18 protein-coding genes are annotated in these 19,378 nt (G+C 73.5%); 4 read left to right on the top strand and 14 right to left on the bottom strand.

Translation table 11 applies throughout. The annotated features are described in order from the left end of the window. Nucleotides 1-7 precede the first annotated feature (7 nt). Nucleotides 8-484 carry an SgcJ/EcaC family oxidoreductase gene (locus tag DV20_RS28050; protein WP_043785511.1) on the top strand — a complete coding sequence of 159 codons (477 nt, stop codon included), beginning with the start codon at nucleotides 8-10 and terminating at the stop codon, nucleotides 482-484. A 151-nt stretch (nucleotides 485-635) separates the two neighbouring features. Then, a complete protein-coding gene (gene ligA / locus DV20_RS28045; RefSeq protein WP_043785510.1) occupies nucleotides 636-2,741 on the top strand; it encodes an NAD-dependent DNA ligase LigA in 2,106 nt (701 codons plus the stop codon). Nucleotides 2,742-2,821: 80 nt separating this feature from the next. Here the strand turns inward: ligA and DV20_RS45635 are convergent, their stop codons facing one another. Beyond that, complete coding sequence (locus DV20_RS45635) at nucleotides 2,822-3,244, bottom strand: neocarzinostatin apoprotein domain-containing protein (protein ID WP_051736152.1); 423 nt, start codon at nucleotides 3,242-3,244, stop codon at nucleotides 2,822-2,824. A gap of 198 nt (nucleotides 3,245-3,442) precedes the next feature. Between DV20_RS45635 and DV20_RS28035 the strand changes: the two genes are divergently transcribed. Continuing rightward, nucleotides 3,443-4,798 carry a cation:proton antiporter gene (locus tag DV20_RS28035; RefSeq protein WP_043785507.1) on the top strand — a complete coding sequence of 452 codons (1,356 nt, stop codon included), beginning with the start codon at nucleotides 3,443-3,445 and terminating at the stop codon, nucleotides 4,796-4,798. 69 nt (nucleotides 4,799-4,867) lie between these two features. On the opposite strand, the gene DV20_RS28030 is transcribed toward DV20_RS28035, so the two are convergent. From DV20_RS28030 to DV20_RS28005, 6 genes are all read right to left on the bottom strand, one after another. Beyond that, nucleotides 4,868-5,407, bottom strand: coding sequence for a carboxymuconolactone decarboxylase family protein (locus DV20_RS28030; RefSeq protein ID WP_043785506.1), 540 nt, complete (start codon nucleotides 5,405-5,407; stop codon nucleotides 4,868-4,870). Further along, nucleotides 5,379-5,840, bottom strand: coding sequence for a DUF6187 family protein (locus DV20_RS45110; RefSeq protein WP_043785559.1), 462 nt, complete (start codon nucleotides 5,838-5,840; stop codon nucleotides 5,379-5,381). The genes DV20_RS28030 and DV20_RS45110 overlap by 29 nt, the downstream gene beginning before the upstream one ends. Next, the gene (locus tag DV20_RS28020) at nucleotides 5,833-7,173 is read right to left on the bottom strand and encodes an FAD/NAD(P)-binding protein (RefSeq protein WP_043785503.1); all 1,341 of its coding nucleotides are present in this window, start codon (nucleotides 7,171-7,173) and stop codon (nucleotides 5,833-5,835) included. Before DV20_RS28020 ends, DV20_RS45110 begins: the two co-directional genes overlap by 8 nt. A 31-nt stretch (nucleotides 7,174-7,204) precedes the next feature. After that, a complete protein-coding gene (locus tag DV20_RS28015; RefSeq protein WP_043785556.1) occupies nucleotides 7,205-7,690 on the bottom strand; it encodes a DUF6423 family protein in 486 nt (161 codons plus the stop codon). Nucleotides 7,691-7,944: 254 nt separating this feature from the next. Further along, on the bottom strand, nucleotides 7,945-8,271 hold the full coding sequence (locus DV20_RS28010) for a DUF6235 family protein (RefSeq protein ID WP_043785501.1): 327 nt from the start codon (nucleotides 8,269-8,271) through the stop codon (nucleotides 7,945-7,947). 172 nt (nucleotides 8,272-8,443) lie between these two features. Next, nucleotides 8,444-8,623 (bottom strand): hypothetical protein, encoded by a 180-nt coding sequence (locus DV20_RS28005; RefSeq protein ID WP_043785499.1) that lies wholly within the window; start codon nucleotides 8,621-8,623, stop codon nucleotides 8,444-8,446. A gap of 187 nt (nucleotides 8,624-8,810) precedes the next feature. Here DV20_RS28005 and DV20_RS45630 point away from each other — a divergent pair, with 187 nt between their 5' ends. Next, the gene (locus DV20_RS45630; RefSeq protein WP_160169761.1) at nucleotides 8,811-8,978 is read left to right on the top strand and encodes a hypothetical protein; all 168 of its coding nucleotides are present in this window, start codon (nucleotides 8,811-8,813) and stop codon (nucleotides 8,976-8,978) included. A gap of 110 nt (nucleotides 8,979-9,088) precedes the next feature. On the opposite strand, the gene DV20_RS28000 is transcribed toward DV20_RS45630, so the two are convergent. From DV20_RS28000 to DV20_RS27970, 7 genes are all read right to left on the bottom strand, one after another. After that, nucleotides 9,089-9,307, bottom strand: a complete 219-nt coding sequence (locus DV20_RS28000; RefSeq protein ID WP_043785497.1) for an acyl-CoA carboxylase epsilon subunit — start codon at nucleotides 9,305-9,307, stop codon at nucleotides 9,089-9,091. A 34-nt stretch (nucleotides 9,308-9,341) separates the two neighbouring features. Next, nucleotides 9,342-10,883: an acyl-CoA carboxylase subunit beta gene (locus DV20_RS27995; protein WP_407638357.1), complete on the bottom strand. Its 1,542-nt coding sequence runs from the start codon at nucleotides 10,881-10,883 to the stop codon at nucleotides 9,342-9,344. Between the two features lie 158 nt (nucleotides 10,884-11,041). After that, complete coding sequence (locus tag DV20_RS27990; RefSeq protein ID WP_043785491.1) at nucleotides 11,042-11,278, bottom strand: DUF6222 family protein; 237 nt, start codon at nucleotides 11,276-11,278, stop codon at nucleotides 11,042-11,044. Then, entirely contained in the window at nucleotides 11,275-12,372 is a 1,098-nt protein-coding gene (locus DV20_RS27985) for an SDR family NAD(P)-dependent oxidoreductase (protein WP_051736151.1), read from the bottom strand. Before DV20_RS27985 ends, DV20_RS27990 begins: the two co-directional genes overlap by 4 nt. Before the next feature lie 23 nt (nucleotides 12,373-12,395). After that, complete coding sequence (locus DV20_RS27980; protein WP_043785489.1) at nucleotides 12,396-12,968, bottom strand: flavin reductase family protein; 573 nt, start codon at nucleotides 12,966-12,968, stop codon at nucleotides 12,396-12,398. Nucleotide 12,969: 1 nt separating this feature from the next. Then, a complete protein-coding gene (locus DV20_RS27975) occupies nucleotides 12,970-13,419 on the bottom strand; it encodes an acyl-CoA thioesterase (protein WP_043785486.1) in 450 nt (149 codons plus the stop codon). A gap of 3 nt (nucleotides 13,420-13,422) precedes the next feature. After that, entirely contained in the window at nucleotides 13,423-19,248 is a 5,826-nt protein-coding gene (locus DV20_RS27970; RefSeq protein WP_084093711.1) for a type I polyketide synthase, read from the bottom strand. Nucleotides 19,249-19,378 lie beyond the last annotated feature (130 nt).

The following is a 19,378-nucleotide window of genomic DNA, read 5'->3' as shown; positions in this document are numbered from 1 at the left end:
GATCATTGTGCCGACCAATTCGTGGGGCGATGCCACCACGATCCTCGCCGCGCACGGAGTGACCGAGGACACCTCTTTCTACCGCGAATTCACCAGCGCGGACGAAAAGGCCGTCCTCACCGTTCCGCAGCGCATCCAGGACGCCTGGCTGAAGAACGACGCGGACGTGTTCGCGGACGTGTTCACCGCCAACGGCAGCCTGCTGCTCCAGGACAACCAGCTGACCAGCCAGGACGAGATCCGCGACTACATGCGCGCCGGGTTCTCGGGTCCCCTCAAGGGGGCGCACGTCTACGGCTGGCCGCTCGAGGTCAAGTTCCTCGACGAGAACGTCGCGATCGCGGTCACCGAGGGCGGGATCATCCGCGCCGGCGAGTCCGAGATCGCGCCGGAGAACCAGATCCGCGCGGTCTGGGTGGTCGTCCGCAACGCCGACGGCGACCTGAACCTGTTCTCGCACCAGAGCAGCCCGGTCAAGGGCTGAGCACCGGCGCCGTGAAGGCCACCTCGAGGAACCCGGCGTCCCTCGAGGTGGCCTTCACGGCATTTTGGGAGATGGCGGACGGGGGCTCCGCGACTAGCGTCCCCGGCGGGCCCGTCCGGCCCACCCGACGACCGACGAGCGGGGGATTCCGATGACCACGGCCCTGTCCACCGGCGACCCCGTCGACCCGGCGAAGGCGAAGCCCTTCCCGTCGGCCGCGCGCTACGAGAAGGCCCTCGCCGAAATCCGCGCCGCCGCGGCCGCGTACTACGCCGGCCAGGACGTGCTCATGGACGACGACGCCTACGACGCCTTGCTGGCCCGCGCGATCGCGACCGAGGCCGCGCACCCGGCGTGGAAGGCCGCGGACACCCCGACCGAGGCCGTCGGCGCGGGCGTCGCGCCCGGGACCGAGATCCCGCACAGCACGCCGATGCTGGGCCTGGACAACGTCTTCGACACCGAGTCGCTGCGGAAGTGGGCGGCCCGGCTCGAGCGCGTCCTCGGCCACCCGGTCGCGGCCTACACGGTCGAGCCGAAGCTGGACGGCCTCGCCGTGGCGGCCCGCTACTCCCGCGGCCGGCTGAAGCTGGTCCTCACGCGCGGCACCGGGACGATGGGCGAGGACGTCACCACCCGCGCGATCCTGGCGAAGGGCCTGCCCGCGAGGCTGTCCGCACCCCGGACCATCGAGGTCCGCGGCGAGGTGTTCATGACCGACGAGGACTTCGCGACGGCCAACGAACTGCGCACCGGCCACGGCGAGCCCGCGTTCGCGCACCCGCGCAGCGCCGCCGCCGGGACGCTGCGCGCGATCGACCGCGCCTACTCGGCGCCCCTGTCGTTCGTCGCCTACTCCGTGCAGGGGATGGCCGACGACGAGACACATTCGGAAGCCATGGCGCAGCTGGAAAAGCTGGGCGTCGCGACGACGGCCGCGGCCAAGCCCGCGCTGAAGGTGTGCCGCGGCCCCGAAGAGATCGAGGCCGCGGTCGCCGAGATCCGGGACCTGCGCGGCGCGCTCGGCTACGGCGTGGACGGTGCCGTCATCAAGGCCGACCACCCGGAAGACCGCGCCGCCGCCGGGGCGTCGGCCAAGGCGCCGCGCTGGGGCGTGGCCGTGAAGTTCCCCGCCGACACCCGCAGCACCCGGTTGCTGGCCATCGACGTCCAGGTCGGCCGCACCGGCGTGATCACCCCGGTCGCGACGCTCGAGCCGGTGTTCATCGACGGCGTGAAGGTCGTCTCGGCGACCCTGCACAACTTCGACGACCTCGAGCGCCGCAACGTCCGCGTCGGCGACACCGTGTTCGTCCGCCGGGCGGGTGACGTGATCCCCGAGATCACCGGCGCCAAGCTCGACGAGCGGCCGAAGAACGCCAAGCCGTTCACCCCGCCCGAGGTCTGCCCCGATTGCGGGTCGGCGATCGACCGTTCGCAGACGCGCTGGCGCTGCACGGGCGGCCGGGTCTGCGGCGCGCGGAAGATCCTCGCCCACTACGCCACCCGCGAAGCGATGGACATCGAGGGCATGGGCAGCAAGATCATCGACCTGCTGGTGGCCGAGGGGCTGGTCGCCGATCCGGCCGACCTGTACGACCTCGACGTGCCGCGGCTGGCCGCGCTCGACGGCCTCGGCGAGATCTCCGGCGGCAAGCTGGTCGCGGCGATCGAGCTCACCAAGCGGCGGCCGCTGTCGAGCCTGCTGACCGGGCTCGGCATCCGGATGGCCGGCCGCGCGGTGTCGCGGCGGCTGGCCCGGCACTTCGGCTCGATGGACGCGCTGCTGGCGGCCACGCCCGAGCAGCTGCAGGAGGTCGAAGGCGTCGGCCTGGAGCGGGCGGTCACCATCGCCGGCGAACTGGCCGAACTCGCCCCGGTCATCGAGAAGCTCGTGGCCCGCGGCGTGACCATGACCGAGCCGGACTTCGCGGCCCCGGCCGCCGAGGCCGCGCCCGCCGGGCTCCCGCTCCGCAAGGCCGACGGCGCCCCGATGCGAGTGGTGGTGACCGGCGCGGTGCCCGGGCTGAAGAACCGCGACGAAGGCAACCTGGCCGTCGAGCGGCTCGGCGGCACTCCGTCGAGTTCGGTGTCGGCCAAGACGGACCTGGTGGTCGTCGGCGACGGCTCGGGCAGCAAGGCCGGCAAGGCCGAAGCGCTGGGCGTCCGGATCCTGCCCGCGGAGCGGTTCGCCGACCTCCTCGCCGCCCACGACTCCGGCGACGCCGGGCGGGCCGCGGAAATCCTCGCTTCCTGACCACCGGAAAGGCCGCCACCGGAATTCCCGGCGGCGGCCCTTCCGATGGCGGGCTTTTCGATGGCGGGCTTTCCGATAGCTCAGCGGAAATGGATGTCGACGCGGTCGAGAGCCGTGACGGAAGCGTCGTAGGCGCCGAGGGTGCATTGCACCGCCGCGCAGTCGACCGTCACGTCGACGCCGTCGCCGATGTTTCCGACGTAGGTCTTCTGGGCCACGATCGTCGTGTAGGCGACGCCGTTGGAGTCGCTGTGGACTTCGACGACCGTCGCCGGGTTGCCGGCGCAGCCGGTCGGCACCCAGCCGCATTCGCCGACCCAGAACGTGCCGTTCGGCGGCAGCCCGACGACCACCGCCGCCACGGTCGCGTTGGCGGACAAGGCGAACGTCGGCGCCGCGAAGAGGTGGACCGGCGACGCGGCGGAGGCGGCGGGCGCGGCCACGGCCGTCAGCCCCGCGGCCGCCGCCGCCACGGCCGCGATGCGGCGGATTCTGGTACGCATGGCAAAACTCCTGTCATTCGACAGCGATGAGGAAACAGGAAAAGTCGGACCCCTGCCCGGATTGTACGGCGGAGCCCGAGTCGGCCCGGTGTTTCCGGAAGAACGCAGTTGCGTTTCGTGAGTTCCGCACGAATCGAGACGCTCGCCGCGCACGGCCACCGAAAGAATCGACCGGAACACTCCCGTGGAGGTCGAGCCATGCATCTTGCCGCGCCGGTGGCGCCGATCGCGCCCCATCCCCTGTTGCTTTTCCTGCTGGGCCTGCTGGTCCTGCTGACCCTGGCCAAGCTGCTCGGCCGCCTCGGCGAGCGCTTCGGGCTGCCGTCGGTCGTCGGTGAGCTCGTCACCGGCCTGCTGCTCGGCCCGTCCCTGCTGGGCCACCTCGCGCCGGGCATCTCGAACTGGCTGCTGCCCGCGCAGCCCGCCGAGCAGATCCACCTGATCGACGCGGTCGGCCAGTTCGCCGTGCTGCTGCTGGTCGGCATCACCGGCACGCACCTGGACACGCGCATCCTGCGCCGCCAGGGCCGGGTCGCCGCCACCGTCAGCCTGTTCGGCCTCCTGCTGCCCTTGGCACTGGGCATCGCGCTCGGGTTCGTGCTGCCGGGCTCCCTGCTCGGCGGGAAGACCGACCGGTGGGTGTTCGCGCTGTTCATCGGCGTCGCCATGTGCGTCACGGCGATCCCCGTCATCGCCAAGACCCTCACCGACATGCGCCTGCTGCACCGCAACATCGGCCAGCTGACCCTGGCGGCCGGGATGGTCGACGACGCGGTCGGCTGGCTGCTGCTGTCGGTGGTCTCCGCGGCGGCCACGGTCGGGGTCACGGCCGGCGTGGTTTCGCTGTCGGTGGGTTACCTGGTCGGGTTCGTCGCGCTGGCCGGGACGGTCGGCCGCGTCCTGGTGCGGAAGCTGATGGACCGCGCCGCTCGCCGGGAGGAGGCGGGCCCGGCGGTCGCCATGGCGGTGATCATCCTGCTGGGGTTCGCGGCCGCCACGCAGAGCCTCGGGATGGAGCCGGTGTTCGGCGCGTTCGTGGCCGGCATCCTGATCTCGCAGTCGCGGGCCGCGCAGGCGAAGCTCGCCGGGCTGCGGACCGTGGTGCTTTCCGTGCTGGCGCCGCTGTTCCTGGCCACGGCCGGGCTCCGGATGGACCTGACCGCGCTGTGGCACCCGACGACGGCGCTGGCCGCGCTCGCCCTGCTGGCACTGGCCATCGTGGGCAAGTTCGTCGGCGCCTACGCCGGCGCGCGGGTCAGCAAGCTCAGCCGCTGGGAGGGGCTCGCCCTCGGCGCGGGGATGAACTCCCGTGGCGTGATCGAGGTGATCGTGGCGCTCACCGGTCTGCGGCTCGGCGTGCTCAACACCGCCACCTACACGATGGTGGTGCTGGTCGCGATCGTGACGTCGGTGATGGCCCCGCCGCTGCTGCGGGTGGCGATGCGCCGGGTGGCCCGCACCGACGACGAGCGGCTGCGGCAGCTCGACCACGAGGAGTGGCTGGGGCACTCGCTGTCCACAACGGACCTGGGCCGGGAGCGGAAGGCCGCCTGAAGAGTCCACTGAGGACAACGGAAGAGGCCTTCCCGCACCGCGTGCGGGAAGGCCTCTTCCGTCAGTGCTTCAGAGCATGCCGGCCAGCCCGGCGTAACCGCCTTCGGCCAGCCGTTCCCCGGACGTCGTCGTGTACGCCGCGTCGGCCTCGATGCCCAGGCCCTCGACCATCCGGTTCATGAAGTTGAACAGCGCGCAGACGAGCACCGCGTCGTGCAGGGCCCGCTCGTCCCAGCCCGCCGCGAACACGGCCTCGGCGTCGGCCTCGGTCATCCGGGACGGCGTGCGCGTCAGCTTGCCCACGTAGGCCAGGACCGGCTTCAGCTTGTCGTCGACCGGCGCGGTTCCCAGGTCCGCCACGGCCGCCGTCAGCACGCCTTCCGGCACCCCGAACGCCTCCGCCGTCACGGTGTGGATGCCGTGGCAGTAGTCGCAGCTGTTCACGCCCGAAACGTAGGCCGCGATCATTTCGCGTTCCCCCGGCGAGAACGGCGATTCCCCGCGCAGCAGCGTTTCGTGGAACGCCAGCAGGTGGCGCGCCGGACCGGGGTAGGCCCGGAAAACCTGGAGCAGCGTCGTTTCAGCCGGCAGGGACTTCAGATACGACATCGGGATCTTCCTTTCGGTCGGCGAGCCGGTCGATCTCGTGCCGGCGGATCCAGCAGGCCGTCAAGTACGCCCGCGCCGCCGGGCCGGCGTCCGGCACGGCGCCCGCGATCCGCGCGGCCGAGCTCGCCCACTCCTGCCGCAGCGCCCCCGCTTCCGGTTCCCCCGGCTCGGCGTCGACCAGCGGCCGCCACGTCCGCCACTGCGCCAGCCCGGCCGCGGTCAGCCCGGCCAGGTCGGCCGCGAAGACGCCGTGGCGGGCCTTGTCGACCACCTGGGTGACCAGGCCCGGGTCGTCGGCCAGCCGGGCGAAGCCGAGCCCCGCGAGCAGCCGTTCCGGCTCCAGGCCCAGCAGGATGACCCCGACCTCGGTCCCGGGCGGGGCGTCCACGTCGGGCAGGGTGAAGCGCGAGTCGTAGGGCTCCTGGTCAGACACCGGCCCCCACTTCGGCCATGGCCGGCGCCGCGACGGGAGCCTCGCCGCGCAGGCTGCGCGCGATCGCCTCGGCGACGCGGGCGGTCGCGACGCGGTGGCCGTCGATGTTGCGGGCCGCCGGGCCGAGCACCATGCCCGCGGCCGCGCCGACCACGGACACCCGGGGGGCGTACGCGTAGGCCAGCGTGCGCTCGTCGAGCTCCGGCCAGCCGTCGCGCTCGCCGACGGCCTCCTCGGGCAGCAGCCCGCGGCCGGTCTCCGGCGTGGTGCCCAGTGCGAGCACCGCGTGGTCGCCGGTGACCCGGCGTCCCCCGGCCAGCCGCAGCATGACCGTGCCACCGGCTCCCGCCGTCACCCCGGTGATCGCCTCGCCGCGGTGCACCACCAGGCGCCCCTCGGCCTCGGCCCGCTCCAGCAGCGGGCGGAACTCGAACATGATCGACGCCCGCCGGAACTCGGCGATCAACCGCAGCCGGTCCGCCCAGCCGACGTTGCCGATCCGGGCCCGGCCCTCGGGCCGGAAGAACTTCGAGTTGACGTCGGCGCACTGGTAGCGCTCGCCCGGCTCGCGGACCACCCAGTGCACCTCCCGGCCGGCCGCGAGGGCGTTCGAGAGCAGGTGCGCCGCGGTCAGTCCGGCCCCGACGACCACCTGCCGCTCGACGGCAGGGGGGACCCGTTCGTCCCAGTAGGTGACCCCCGGTGGCGCGGCACCGCCGCCCCACCACTCCTCGGGCGCCTCACGCCGCTCCTCGCCGGGGCAGAGCACGACGTGGCGGGCGGCGACCGCGCCCCGGTCCGTGCGGACCGTGACGCCGTCGTCCGCCGGGACCACCTCGCGGACCGTGGCCCGCCAGGTCTTCTCCGCCACCCGGTGGGTGTCCACCAGGTGGTCGCAGTAGGCCTCGAACACGTCGACCGGCACGACCGAGCGGTGCCCGGCCTGCGCCATCCGGACCTCCCGGCGCTCGACCGGCGTCAGCCGCCCCCAGTGCAGCCGCGCGAAGTCGAGCAGCTCGCAGTCGCGATAGCCCTCGACACCGGGGTGGTGCTCGTACGGCGAGCGCAGCACCCGCTGGCCGAGCAGGTCGATCCGGTCGAAGAACCGCCCGCACGGACGGCCCGCCCGGTCGAGCACGACCACGTCGGGCACCCCGTGGTGCCACAGCGCCGACGCCACGGCGAGCCCGGCCGGGCCCGCCCCTACGACGACGACGTCGGCCCACGCCGGCGGCACCGCCTCGCGGCCGGGTGCCGGCGCGGCGGGCAGCCGCGGCCAGTCCCGGCCCCGGGGCGACTCGAGCAGGTGCGGCCCCGGGACGAAGGTGCTCACGAGGTCTCCCGGTGTCCGATCCGCATCCGGCTCAGCCGATCACGGTGACCGGGACGATCAGCTCGACCATCGGCCGCCGGGGCATCCCGTTCGTGACGAGCTCTTCGAGCGTCTGCTGGGACTGCTCCATGCTGTCGGTGGCGATCGGGCTGTACCGCGAATAGGAGTAGGCCGGCTTGCGGGCGCTGGTCTCCATCTCGTAGACCTTGAGCACGGCCTCCCCGGGCCGGACCTCGCCGCCGTAGAAGGTCAGCCGCCGCTGGTCGGGCGTCATGAACGACTTCGAGAACTGCCTCGACATCACCAGCGACTCCGGGTCGTTGACGAACGTCGACTCGGAGTCCATGACGACCTGCATCGCGACCCACGTCTGGTCGGTCAGGTTGGTCTCGGACTTGATGATCTGCCAGCGGCCCGGTTCGGGCAGGTTGACGCTGACCGAGACGTCGTGGTCGGTGGTGTCGATGGCGCCCGAGATCATCAGCACCCTGCGGCGGACGTCGGCGACCCCGGCCATCTGGATGTCCCGCGCGCGGACCCGGCCGGATACATCCAGACCGGCGAATTCCGGTGACGACATTGCGCAGCCTCCTTGTTTTGCCCCCGAGAGCCCCCATGAACTGCGAACAAGCCGAGAATTTCACAGTGCCGGAGACAATGTCAAGATGACGAATGCACGTCTGCGGGGGCCATACCGCCCACGCCGCTGGACCTACCGACCGGCGGCGACGCGGCCGATCGGAGCAGTGCCCGCTGGGCGACGTGGCGGAGTCATGCTTCGTCGATATCCACTTCGACCTCGGCCGCGATCTCGGGGATCGCCGCGGAGGCGTCGTCGTCGAGGGTGCCGACGTAGAGGATCTCGAACGCGGACTCGGCGCGCTGGACCCTGATCTTCACCATCAGGTCGGCTTTCACCAGAATGATGAAATTCGAAATGTCCTCGGGATCGCCGAAAACGTCGTAAATGAGAAAAACGGAACCGTCGCCGATTGCGAACAATGCTTCGTAGAGCACGTTCCGTTCAGCCTGGGTTGCCGAGTCCGCCCATTCTTCGAGCACCTCGACACCCGCAACGAGCTGGAGGCGCATAGCCATCCGCTGGCCTCCCTACCGAGCGCGCGCCGACGAGCCGGGGCCGGTCCCGGACCGCTCGCGGGGCCTGCCGTGAGGCCCCGCCGGGCGCCGGGGACACCGGTGCGAAACAGCTTCCAGTGTGGCGGTGCCGGAGCCGCCCCGGCATCTCGGATCTTGCGGCTCCGGCAGCGGATCAGTTGTAGCCGAGCACGATCGTGTCGCGGAGGTACTCCCGCTGGGCCGGCGCGGGGATCTCCCCCAGTGCCTCGGCGACCAGCCTGCCGCCGGCGTCCGCCGGCGCGGTGCGGGGTCCGGGGACGGCCTGCCCGCCCACCGGCGGTTCACGATCGATCCGGGTCTGGGGCGCGGTCATCGCGGTACCTCCGTTTCACTCCTGGTGACCCACCATGGTGCGCCCCCGGCGTCGAGAGCGCCTCAGGTGCCGCTGGCACGCCGATCGAGCCGGGCCGGTCCGCAGGAGGCGAGACGCGGGGACGGCGCCGGACGAGGTGTGCTGGACAGGCACGACTTCCGCCCGCCGAGAACCCCCGAGGTGCGTGATGACCGAGCGTCCGGACAACGGCGAAATCTTCACCCGGGACGATGACCCCGGGCACCGTCCCCCCTCGGCCCGCGCGGTCGCGGCACGGCGGTGGTCCCCGGCGCCGCCGTGGGACAGCGACGAGTTCGACGCCTTCGACGTCTTCGAGGCCGGGGAGGCGGCCTGAGCCGCCGGCCGTCCGGCCGCTCAAGGGCGCCCCGACGTGGCCTTGGGTGCGTTCACCTCACCCAAGGCCACCTCGGGGCGCGGGAGGCCGGAGTGACGCTCAGGGGCCGGTCAGCGCGGGAGGCCGGACAGGCGCCACGCGCCCGGCCGCGCCACCAGGGGCGCGTCCCGGCGCCAGGCCGGGTCCGCCCAGGCCGGGCGCGCGGGGGCCGGGACGGGGACGGGTGCGGCCGCGACGAGCAGCGCGGCGACCAGGGCCGCCAGCTCGACGTCGTCCGGCTGGCCGCGGACCACCCGGAAGCCGGGCACGGCCGGTTCGGTTGCCGCCATCGGACACCTCGGGTACTGGGGTTCGGAGGGGTGCTCAGATCGGGTGGTTGCCGTGCTTGCGCTGCGGGCCGGGCTTGCGCTTGTCCTGCAGCATGGCCAGCCCGCGGGCGATCGCGGCCCGGGTGTCGGCCGGGTCGATCACGTCGTCGACCAGCCCGCGCTCGGCCGCGTACTGCGGGTTCAGGTACTCCGCGGTGTACTCGCGCACCAGCTTCCCGCGCAGCTCGGCCGGATCGGCCGACGCGGCCAGGTCGCGGCGGAACAGCACGTTCACCGCTCCCTCCGCGCCCATGACGGCGATCTCGTTGGTCGGCCAGGCCAGCGACAGGTCGCAGCCGATCGACCGGGAGTCCATCACGATGTACGCGCCGCCGTAGGCCTTGCGCAGGATGACCTGGATCCGCGGCACGGTCGCCTCGCAGTAGGCGTGCAGCAGCTGCGCGCCCTGCCGGATGATCCCGCCGCGCTCCTCGTCCACGCCGGGCAGGAAGCCCGGCACGTCGACCAGGGTGACCAGCGGGATGCCGAAGGCGTCGCAGAACCGGACGAACCGCGCCGCCTTCTGCGACGCCGGCCCGTCGAGGACGCCGGCCAGCACGCACGGCTGGTTGCCGACGAAGCCGACGACCCGGCCGTCGACGCGCGCCAGCGCGCAGAGCACGTTCGGCGCCCAGCCTTCGTGCAGTGCGAAGAACTCGCCGTCGTCGGCGATCTCCGCGAAGACGTCGCGCATGTCGTAGGGCCGGTTCGGCTCGGCGGGCACGAGCTCGGCCAGCCGCGGCCGCCAGTCGGCGGTCGCGCCGGTCTCGCGCGTGGCCGGGGCCGGCTCGAGGTAGTTGCGCGGCAGCAGCGACACGAGGTAGCGGACGTCGGCGAGGCAGCTCTCCTCGTCGTCGTGCACCACGGTGGCCACGCCGGAGTGCCGGCCGTGGGTGTCCGCGCCGCCGAGCTCGTCGGCGGTCACCCGCCGCCCGGTCACCGATTCGACCACGTCCGGCCCGGTGAGGAACATCCAGCCGGTGTCGCGCACCATGAACGTGAAGTCGGCCAATGCCGGCGAATACGCCGCGCCGCCGGCACACGGGCCGAGGATGACGCTGATCTGCGGGATGACCCCGGACGCCTCGACCTGGCGGCGGAAGATGCCGCCGTAGCCGTTGAGCGCCATCACGCCTTCCTGGATGCGCGCGCCGCCGCTGTCGTTGAGCGCGATCACCGGGGAACCGGTGGCCACGGCCAGGTCCAGCACCTTCTGGATCTTCGCCGCGTGCGCCTCGCCGAGCGACCCGCCGAAGACGGTGAAGTCCTGCGCGTAGACGAACACGCGGCGCCCGTCGATCGTGCCGGAGCCGGCGACGACGCCGTCGGTGTACGGGCGGTTGTCCTCGAGCCCGAGCCCGCGGGCCTGGTGGCGCCGGTAGGGCTCGATCTCGGTGAAGGAGTCTTCGTCCAGCAGCAGGGCCAGCCGCTCGCGCGCGGTGAACTTGCCGAGGGAGTGCTGCCGCCGCACCGCGTCCAGCCTGCCGTCGGCCACGTGCGCGGCCAGCTCGTCGCGCCGCTTGCGCAGCAACGGCATGCCCGGCTCGGGCTCGACGGCCGGGTGCAGGGAAATGACCTGGGCCTCGCCGGTGGGCAGCGACCGGCGGTGGTGCCCGTGCCCGCGGCGGTCGCCGTCGGACAGGGGCACCACGTCGGCCTCGTCGGTGCGCTGGGCGCCGGCGTCGGACGGACCGCTCACGCCGCGTCCCGCAGGCGGCCGAGGCGCTCCTGGTGGTCCTGCTCGATCTCGGCGACGATCGAGCTCCACACGATGCCGCGGCCGAGGCGCGGCATCGGGCGCGCGATCGGCGGCGGCTCCGGGGCGGGCGCCGGGGCCGCCTCGGCGGCGGGTGCGGCGGCGGGCGCGGCGAGCGGGTCCCGGACGAGCCGGAACGGGCGGGCGGTGCCTTCGGTCTCCTCGTGCGCGGTCATGCCACTGCCTTTCCGGTCGGGCCGGCGCCGGCGGAGCCGGCCCCGGCTGCGGGAACTGTCGAACGAGCTTCCGCCGGGCGAGCCGCCCGGCCGGCCCGCCGCGCGGTGAGCCTGCCGGTCGCGGCCAGCCAGGCCACGGTGTCCGCCACCGTCTCCGCGAGCGGCCGGGCGGGCACCCCGGCGTCCGGGGCACCCGGCTCGACCGGCACGGCGACCGCGCACACGTGGATCGCGCCGTACTGGACCGGGAGGGGCGCCGGCCACCACCGCTGGAGGAGATCGGCGGCCCGGCCGGCGCCGGTCAGGGCGCGGGCCGGCGGGAACACCGCCGGGAGCCGGCGGCCGGTGACCGCGCGCACGGTGGCGAGGTACTCGCGGGTGGTCACGAACCCGCCGGGGCCGAAGAAGTCCGGGCCGGGCGCGGCCGGGCCGTCGAAGAGCCGCGCGTGCAGCTCGGCGCTGTCCCGGACGTCGCCGAGCGGCAGGCCCCCGGCCGGCCAGATCGGCGTCAGGCCACGCAGCAGGTCCCGCAGCCGCGCGTTCTGGTCGCCCAGGTGCGGGTCGTGCGGGCCGAGCAGCGCCGGCGGCCGCGTGATCGTCACCGGCGCCCCCTCGGCGCGGTGCCGCCGGGCGATCGTCTCGGCGGCCGCCTTCGAGGCCAGGTAGGCCTCGCGCGACCGGCCGACCGGGGTGCCCGGCCCGATCGTGCCCGCCGCGGCGGGGTACAGCGCCCCGACCGTGGACACGTGCACGATCCGGCCGACGCGGGCGCGGCGGGCCGCCCCGAGCACGACATCGGTGCCGCGCTCGTTAACCCGCCGCAGTTCGGTGCGCCGCCGTGGGTCGAAGGTGTAGACGCCGGCGGCGTGCAGCAGACCGTCCACACCGGACACGAGGCGGGCGGCGCCCGCCGGGTCGGCGACGTCGCCGTGGACGACGTCGACCGCGGCCGGGTCGGCGCCGAGCGGGCCGAGCGCGGCCGGGACCCGCGCGGGGTCGCGGACGAGCAGCCGCACCCGGTGCCCGTGGCGCAGCAACGCCGCCACGGTGTGCGCCCCGAGGAAACCGGTGCCCCCGGTCACCGCCACCAGCATCGTGTCCCCTTCGTCGCAGGGTCTCAGGCCGCGCGGGCGCGGCCGTCGACCTCGTGGTAGCCGCCGCCGTAGAACACCAGGGCGTCGTCCCCGGTGCCGCGGCTCGACGTCAGCACCCGGCCCAGGAAGATCGAGTGGTCACCGCCCTCGTAGACGGCGGCGAGCTCGCACTCGAGCCAGGCCAGTGCCCCGCCCAGCAGCGGGGCCCCGGTCTTCGTCCCCGGTGTCCAGTTCACCGAGTCGAACTGGGCCATCCCGTTGGGGCGGCGCCAGTCGGCGAAGTACTTGGACACGTCCTGCTGGTCGGCCGCCAGGATGTTCACGGCGTACGAGCCGGCGCTGACGATGGCGGCGTGCATCCGGGCGGCCCGTGACACGCAGCACAGCACCATCGGCGGCTCCAGCGAGACGGACGAGAACGCGTTGGCCGTCATGCCGTGGCCCGCCTCGCCGCCCGCCGTGAGCACGGTGACGCCGGTGGCGAACTGCGCCATCACTTCGCGCAGGCCGGTCTGAGTGGACAGGTGCCGCCGGCCCGGTGGGGTCGGCAGCCGCTTCAGCACCGTCCGTTCGGTGGTTTCCCCGGCGTCGCCCACGTCACGCTCCCTTGCCGTTCACCGCGGAGGTGGCGTACGGCGCCAGCGCCTCGCGCAGCTGCTCGGGCACCCGCGACGGCACGGTGGCCGTGTTCGGGCCGCGCATGCAGGCGATCCGCTGCCGGCCGCGGGCGACCAGCCGCTCGCCGTCCGGGTGCAGGTGCACGTAGTCGAAGGCGAACTGGACCTGCGTCGAGGTGAGCTCTTCCAGCCGCAGCCGGATGGACAGCTCGTCGAACGCGGTGATCTCGGCGAAGAACTCGCACTCCACCTTGAGGGTGAAGAGCTTGAGGTCGTGCCGCACCTCTTCGAGGACCGCGGGCGCCTTCTCCTTCAGGAACATCTCCCGGCACCGGCCCTGCCAGCGCACGTAGTTCACGTAGTAGACGTTGCCCACCAGGTTGGTCTCTTCGAAGCCGACCGTGTGGCGGATCTCGTAGTAGTCGGACATGGCTCAGTTCTCCTCTGCCTGCAGCACCGCGAAGACCACCGGCTCGGTCCGGTCGTTGACGGTCGTGGCCCAGGTCGCGATCCGGGCCGACCCGCAGGCCAGCAGGGCCCAGCCGTCGGGCTCCACCCGGTGCACGGTCAGGGACTCGGTCATCGCGCCCGTCTTGCGGACGCATTCCAGCGCACTCCAGACCCGGGTGTTCGCCACCTCGACCGGCTCGCCCGCGTCGGCGGCCAGCAGCCGTCCGACCGAGAGCAGGTCTTCGCCGAGCAGCCCGGCCCAGTCCTCCTCGGTGCGTTCGAGCACCGTCTCGACGTCGCAGGTCACCTGTCCGGTGCCGGCCACGACCAGGGTCAGCCGGGAGCTGTGCGACGCGGTGATCTCGCCGCCGTCGATCTCCGGCTTGCCGTCCGGGCGGTAGCGGATCTCCACCGTCCGGTCGAAGGCCCGGCTCGCCGCCAGCGCGGTCTGGGCGCGGCGTTCGGCGATGCCGCCCACCTCCACGCCGGCCGGGTCGGGCTCCAGCACGACCGCCCGGCTGCCGCCGAGCATCCGCTCGCAGGCCCGCTCCAGGTAGGAGCCCAGCATGGAGGGCACCCACGGCCCGGCCCCGTCGGTCTTGCGGACCGCGCGCAGCATCAGGCCTTCCCAGCGTTCCACCAGCGTGCCGTCGGGGTTGCGGACGTCGAGGTCGTAGACGTAGCTGTCGCCGTCCTGCAGCCGCTCCTTCGCGTCCAGCAGCACGTATTCCGGGTGCTGGGCGCCGGGTTCGGCCAGGTAGAGCTTCTCGATGCCCTGCGGCAGCAGCGTGGCGTCGGGGACGCAGCACTGGATCGCGTGCATCATCGCGTCCCGCGTGCCCGGGTCGGCCAGCAGCCGCTCCTGCGGCAGGAACGGGGCGAACCACGTGTTGTCGGCCGTGGTGGCGATCTCCGCCACGGCGTGCCGCGCGCTCGCCCGGCGGTAGCCGACCACCCGCTGGAACCGCTTGCCCTGGAACAGGACCGAACCGTACAGCTCGGTGATCGGCTCCACGGGCACGGACGGCACGTCGACCTCCCGCCGCACCGCCGGGCCGATCTCCGCGGGCCTCGCGAAGCTCAGCCGCGCCTTGAAGTGGTCGGCGCTGAAGCCGGTCTCGTCGCTGCGCAGCACGACGTCGACGGTGTCGGCGTCGGCCGCGACGGCGGCCAGCCGGATCGTCGTCGACCCGCCCGGCGAGACGATGATCGGGCGCAGGAACTCCACGTCGGACAGCACCGGCACGCCGGTCCGGTCGAGCGTGGCCGCCGCGACCTGGGTCATCGCCTCCATCCCGAGCACCGCCGGGAACAGCAGCTGCCCGTCGAGCAGGTGGTCGGCCAGGTACGGGTCCGACCCGGCGGACAGGTCCGCCTCGGTGATCAGCTCGACGCCGGGGTAGTGCACGACCGCGCGGTCGACGAACCGGGTCAGCGGCAGTTCCTTGCGCTGGATGGGCAGCGTGGCCAGCCCGCCCGTGCGCCCGCAGACGACCAGCACCGGCGGCACCGCCGGGTCGGCCAGTGCCTGCTTGAGGATGGCGATGCCGTCCTCGGTCGGGATCGGCGTGATGCCGTCGCGCTTGAGGGCGCTGACGACACCCAGCTTCTCGCCCATGCCGGTGCCGGACCAGACCGACCATTCGAGCGCGACCGCCCGCGCCTGCGGGTATTCGCGGCCGAAGCGCAGGGTCAGCTCGGTCATCCAGTCGTTGGCCGTGGCGTAGTGCGCTTCACCGCGCAGGCCGGCCCGGCCGATGATGCTGCCGAAGGTGACCAGCAGCTTGAGCTTGCTCTTGTCGACCGCGGCCAGTACCGCGTTGAGGCCGTCGATCTTCGGGGCCAGCGTCTTGCGGAACACGTCCTCGGTGAGGCTGAACAGGGCGGCGGGCTCGTTGCGCCCGGCACCGTGCAGCACCGCCGTGACCGGGCCCAGCTCGGCCTGCATCCGCGAGATCGAGTCCGCGACCTGAGCGGCCGAGGTGACGTCGGCGCGCTCGTAGCGGTAGTCGATGCCCGCGGCCGCCATCCGGCCGAGGTTGTCGGCCAGCTCGCTGTCGTCGGCGGGGTCGCTGCGCCCGAGCAGGGCGAGCTTCGCCCCGGAGTCCTTGGCCAGTGCCAGCGCGCTCTCCGCGGTGATGCCCTTGCCGCCACCGGTGACGAGCAGGACGTCGCCCGGCTCCAGCGACTCGGGGACCGGGCCGGTGGGTGCGGGGGCGACCGCGGCCAGCCGCGGCACCGTGCGCCCGCCGTCGGCGCCGTAGCGGACCTCGCAGAAGTCCGTGGTCGCGGCGACTTCGGCGACGACGAGCCGGACCGCCTCGGTGATGGCGGCCGGGTCGGCCGGTGCCGGGTCGGCCAGGTCGACGATCGTGGTGCGGGCCGACGGGTCCTCGAGCCGGAGCGTCTTCGCCAGGCCGGAGGCGCCGAGGCCGTGCTGCACGACGACGAAGCGCGTGCCGTTGGGCGCGGCCATGACGCTGCGGCCGGCGTCGAGGAACAACCCGGCGTGCCCGGCGTCGCAGTCCGCGGGCAGGCAGAGCAGCACGCCGTCGCCGGCGCCCGCACGGGCCAGTGCCGCGCGCAGCGGCTCGGCCAGCGGGTGCCCCGGCGTCGAGAACACTTCCCAGCGCGAGTTGCCCACGCCCGGCGTCAGGTCCGCGTGCGGCCGCGGGGCCGGGACGTACTCGACCGCGAACGGACGGACCCACGGGCCGGCGCCCGGGACCTCGCCGCTGCCCGCGTCGGCGGGCTTCGCGGTCTGCGCGAGCTCGTCGATCATCTCGGCGAGATCGCCGAGGCAGACCGTCGCGAAGTTCGGCATGCCCTCGAGGGCGGGCCGACCGAGCGCCCGGGTGACGTCGTTGACCAGCTGCCCGACCGTGATGGAGGACAGGTGCAGGTCGTCGAGCGGGTGGGTGTCCGCGGTGACCGTCTCCAGCGGCAGCTCGACGCGCTCGGAGGCGAGCTTGCGCAGCAGGTCGAGCGTGGTGTTGGCGTTGCTGTCGGGCACCTCGGCGACCGAAGCCGACGCCGCCTTCTCCGCGGCCAGTTCCGCGGCCAGCTCGCTGTCGATCTCCGGCGCCGCCTCGCACGGGCTGGCGAGGAAGTTGAAGACGCCGTCCTCGGGCAGCGCGCGGAGCACGCGGCCCTCGAACAGGGGGGCGGGCGTCAGCGGCGCGCCGGCCGCGAAGGCCGCGCCGGCCACCCGCAGCACCGCGCTCAGCGTGGCGCTGTCGGTGTCCACCGCCAGCACCGGCGTGCCCGGGGCGATCTCCTCGAACAGGCCGGAGAGCACCCGGCCCGGCCCGACCTCGATCACCAGGTCGCTGCGCTCGGCCACCTTGGCGGCGGCCTCGCGGAAGCGGACCGGCAGCACGATCTGGTCGCGCAGCAGCGACGGCAGGTTCTCGGCGGCGTGCAGGACGTCACCGGTCACGCTCGAGACGACCGCGCGCTCGAGCCGGGCGAACGGGATCTCGTCGAGCCGCTCGGTCATCGCCGCCGCGGCCGGTTCGACCAGCGGCGAGTGGAACGCGTGCGACACCTTGAGCCGGGTCGCGGTGACGCCTTCGGCGTGGGCGCGGGCGATCACCCGGTCCACGGCGGCGGCCGGGCCGGAGATCACCGTCTGCTCGGGCGCGTTGTACCCCGCGATGACGACGTCGGAGCCCAGGCCGAGCTCTTCGGTCCGGCTCGGCGACGCGGCGATGCCCGCCATCGCGCCACCGCCTTCGCCCGCGGTGGTCTCGGCCATCACCTTGCCGCGGATCTTGGCCAGGCCCAGCACCGCGCGCTCGTCCAGGGCCCCGCCCCAGTGCAGGGCGGTCAGCTCGCCGAGGCTGTGCCCGGCCGCCGTGTGCGCCTCGATGCCGAGCAGGTGCAGCACCCGCAGGGCGGCCAGCGAACCGGCGACGATCCGCGGCTGGGCGACCTCGGTGGCGACGTGGTCGGCACCGGCGGGCAGGCCCGCGGCGCGGAAGATGTCGTCGGCGGCGGTGAACCGGCGCCGCACGGCACCGTCGGTCGCGCGCCCCGAGCCCTGGCCGGGGAACAGGAAGCCGATGCGCGGGCGGCCGACGCCGTGGCCGGCGAAGATGCCGTCGGTGGCGGCGAAGACCGTCCCGTCGTCGCCGAGCAGCTCGAGCAGCCGGGTCAGCTTGCGCTCGGCCTCGTCCGGGCCGGTCGCCACGACCGCGGCGCGGACGGGCCGCCCGGCCAGTTCGACGGCCAGCTGCCCGGCGAAGTCGGTGAGCTCGGCCATCGACAGCTTCGGCACGACCTCCAGCAGCCCGGTGATCCGGGCCCGCAGCCCGTCGACGTCGTCGGCGTCGAGGAGCAGCAGTTCGGCGTCCTGGCGGCCGGAGACCAGCGCCCGGGTCTTCTCGTCCAGCTCGGCCCGGCGCGGGGCGCCGGGCGCCTCGGTGACGGTGACGTGCGAGTTGATCCCGCCGAAGCCCATCGCGGAGACACCCGCGCGGACCGGGGCGTCGGACGGCCACAGCTGCGCTTCGAGCGGCACGTACATCCGGGCGGAGTCGCCGGTGAGCTTCTCGTGCGGGTCGAAGTGGCCGGTGGCCGGCGGGATGACCTGGTGGTACACGGCGAGGGTCGCCTTGATCAACCCGGCGACCCCCGCCGCGGCCTTGGTGTGGCCGATGTTGCCCTTGATGGTCGACAGCGCGGCCGGGGCGGCCAGCGGGTCGGCCGCGTGCCGCGCGGTCGAGAGCGCCTCGATCTCCGTGGCGTCGCCGAGCGCGGTGCCGGTGCCGTGGCCCTCGAAGTAGGACACGGTCTCGACGCCGTAGCCCGCCCGGTCGTAGGCGCGCTTGATGGCGAGCCGGTGCCCGGCCGCCTCCGGCCGGGTGATGCCGCCCTTGCCGTCCGAGGACACGCCCCAGCCGCCGATCGAGGCGTAGATGCGCTTGCCCTGCTCGATCGCGTCGCTTTCGCGCATCAGCACGAGCATGCCGGAGCCTTCGCCCGGCCAGAAGCCGTTCGAGTCGGCGTCGTAGACCTTCATCTCGCGCTTCGCGAGCGCCCCGGTCTTGGCGAAGCCGATCACCTCGAACGGGTCGATCGACAAGTCGACACCGCCCGCGATGGCGACGTCGAGGTCGCCCTGGGCGAGCGCGTTCGCGGCGTTCACCACCGACAGCAGCGAGGACGAGCAGGCGCCGTCCACCGTGTAACCGCCACCGGCGAAGTCGAAGTAGTTGCAGACGCGCCCGGCGATGGTGTTCGCCAGCCCGCCGGCCAGGGTGTCCTCGTTGATCTCCGGGAACGGCTCCTTGTACTGGACCTCGAGCTCCCGCAGGAAGGACGCCGTCTCGTCGTCGCCCCAGCCGCGCTCGGACAGCGCGGCGGCCACCGTGCGGCGGACGTAGGGCCAGCGCAGGCGCATGATGTTGGCGCGCGAGAACTCACCGGTGAGGCTGTTGCCGATGACGACACCGGTCGCCTCCTTCGGCAGCCCTTCGCCCTCGGGGAACCCGGCGTCGGCCAGCGCCTGGGCGGCCACGTCCAGTGCCAGCCAGTGCGTGGTGTCCGTGGCGCGGAACGTGCTGCCCGCGACCTTGTAGGCCACGCGGTCGAATTCGAAGTCGCGCAGGACCGCGGCCTTCTGCGCGTAGAACCGGTCCGGCGCGGCCGGATCCGGAGAGTAGTAGTCGGCCCGGTTCATCCGTTCGTCGGGCAGCCGGCGGAACGCGCGGCGGCCCGCCAGCACGTTCTCCCAGAGCTCTTCCAGCGAACGGGCGTCCGGATACCGCAGGCCGATCCCGACGATCGCTATCCGCTCAACGCTCATGCCACCGCACTCCCATATAGCTCTCGAGACCGTCCGTCGCCGGGGGCGACGGTTCCCGGTGCTGTCCGGCGCGGGTCTCGCCCCCGGCCGAGTCGTTCCTTCGGCGACGGCGCACGATCTCGCCGCCGCC

The organism is Amycolatopsis rifamycinica, assembly GCF_000695625.1.
Taxonomy (GTDB): domain Bacteria; phylum Actinomycetota; class Actinomycetes; order Mycobacteriales; family Pseudonocardiaceae; genus Amycolatopsis; species Amycolatopsis rifamycinica.
Note: the sequence above shows the minus strand (reverse complement) of the source record. Positions and strands in the feature narration are given on the sequence as shown.

Bases quoted from the DNA above. Each gene is read 5' to 3' on its own strand.
- ligA (WP_043785510.1), top strand. From the start codon at position 636: ATGACCACGGCCCTGTCCACCGGCGACCCCGTCGACCCGGCGAAGGCG.
- DV20_RS45635 (WP_051736152.1), bottom strand. From the start codon at position 3,244: ATGCGTACCAGAATCCGCCGCATCGCGGCCGTGGCGGCGGCGGCCGCG.
- DV20_RS28035 (WP_043785507.1), top strand. From the start codon at position 3,443: ATGCATCTTGCCGCGCCGGTGGCGCCGATCGCGCCCCATCCCCTGTTG.
- DV20_RS28030 (WP_043785506.1), bottom strand. From the start codon at position 5,407: ATGTCGTATCTGAAGTCCCTGCCGGCTGAAACGACGCTGCTCCAGGTT.
- DV20_RS28015 (WP_043785556.1), bottom strand. From the start codon at position 7,690: ATGGCCGGGGTCGCCGACGTCCGCCGCAGGGTGCTGATGATCTCGGGC.
- DV20_RS28010 (WP_043785501.1), bottom strand. From the start codon at position 8,271: ATGGCTATGCGCCTCCAGCTCGTTGCGGGTGTCGAGGTGCTCGAAGAA.
- DV20_RS28005 (WP_043785499.1), bottom strand. From the start codon at position 8,623: ATGACCGCGCCCCAGACCCGGATCGATCGTGAACCGCCGGTGGGCGGG.
- DV20_RS45630 (WP_160169761.1), top strand. From the start codon at position 8,811: ATGACCGAGCGTCCGGACAACGGCGAAATCTTCACCCGGGACGATGAC.
- DV20_RS28000 (WP_043785497.1), bottom strand. From the start codon at position 9,307: ATGGCGGCAACCGAACCGGCCGTGCCCGGCTTCCGGGTGGTCCGCGGC.
- DV20_RS27995 (WP_407638357.1), bottom strand. From the start codon at position 10,883: ATGCCGTTGCTGCGCAAGCGGCGCGACGAGCTGGCCGCGCACGTGGCC.
- DV20_RS27990 (WP_043785491.1), bottom strand. From the start codon at position 11,278: ATGACCGCGCACGAGGAGACCGAAGGCACCGCCCGCCCGTTCCGGCTC.
- DV20_RS27985 (WP_051736151.1), bottom strand. From the start codon at position 12,372: ATGCTGGTGGCGGTGACCGGGGGCACCGGTTTCCTCGGGGCGCACACC.
- DV20_RS27975 (WP_043785486.1), bottom strand. From the start codon at position 13,419: ATGTCCGACTACTACGAGATCCGCCACACGGTCGGCTTCGAAGAGACC.
- DV20_RS27970 (WP_084093711.1), bottom strand. From the start codon at position 19,248: ATGAGCGTTGAGCGGATAGCGATCGTCGGGATCGGCCTGCGGTATCCG.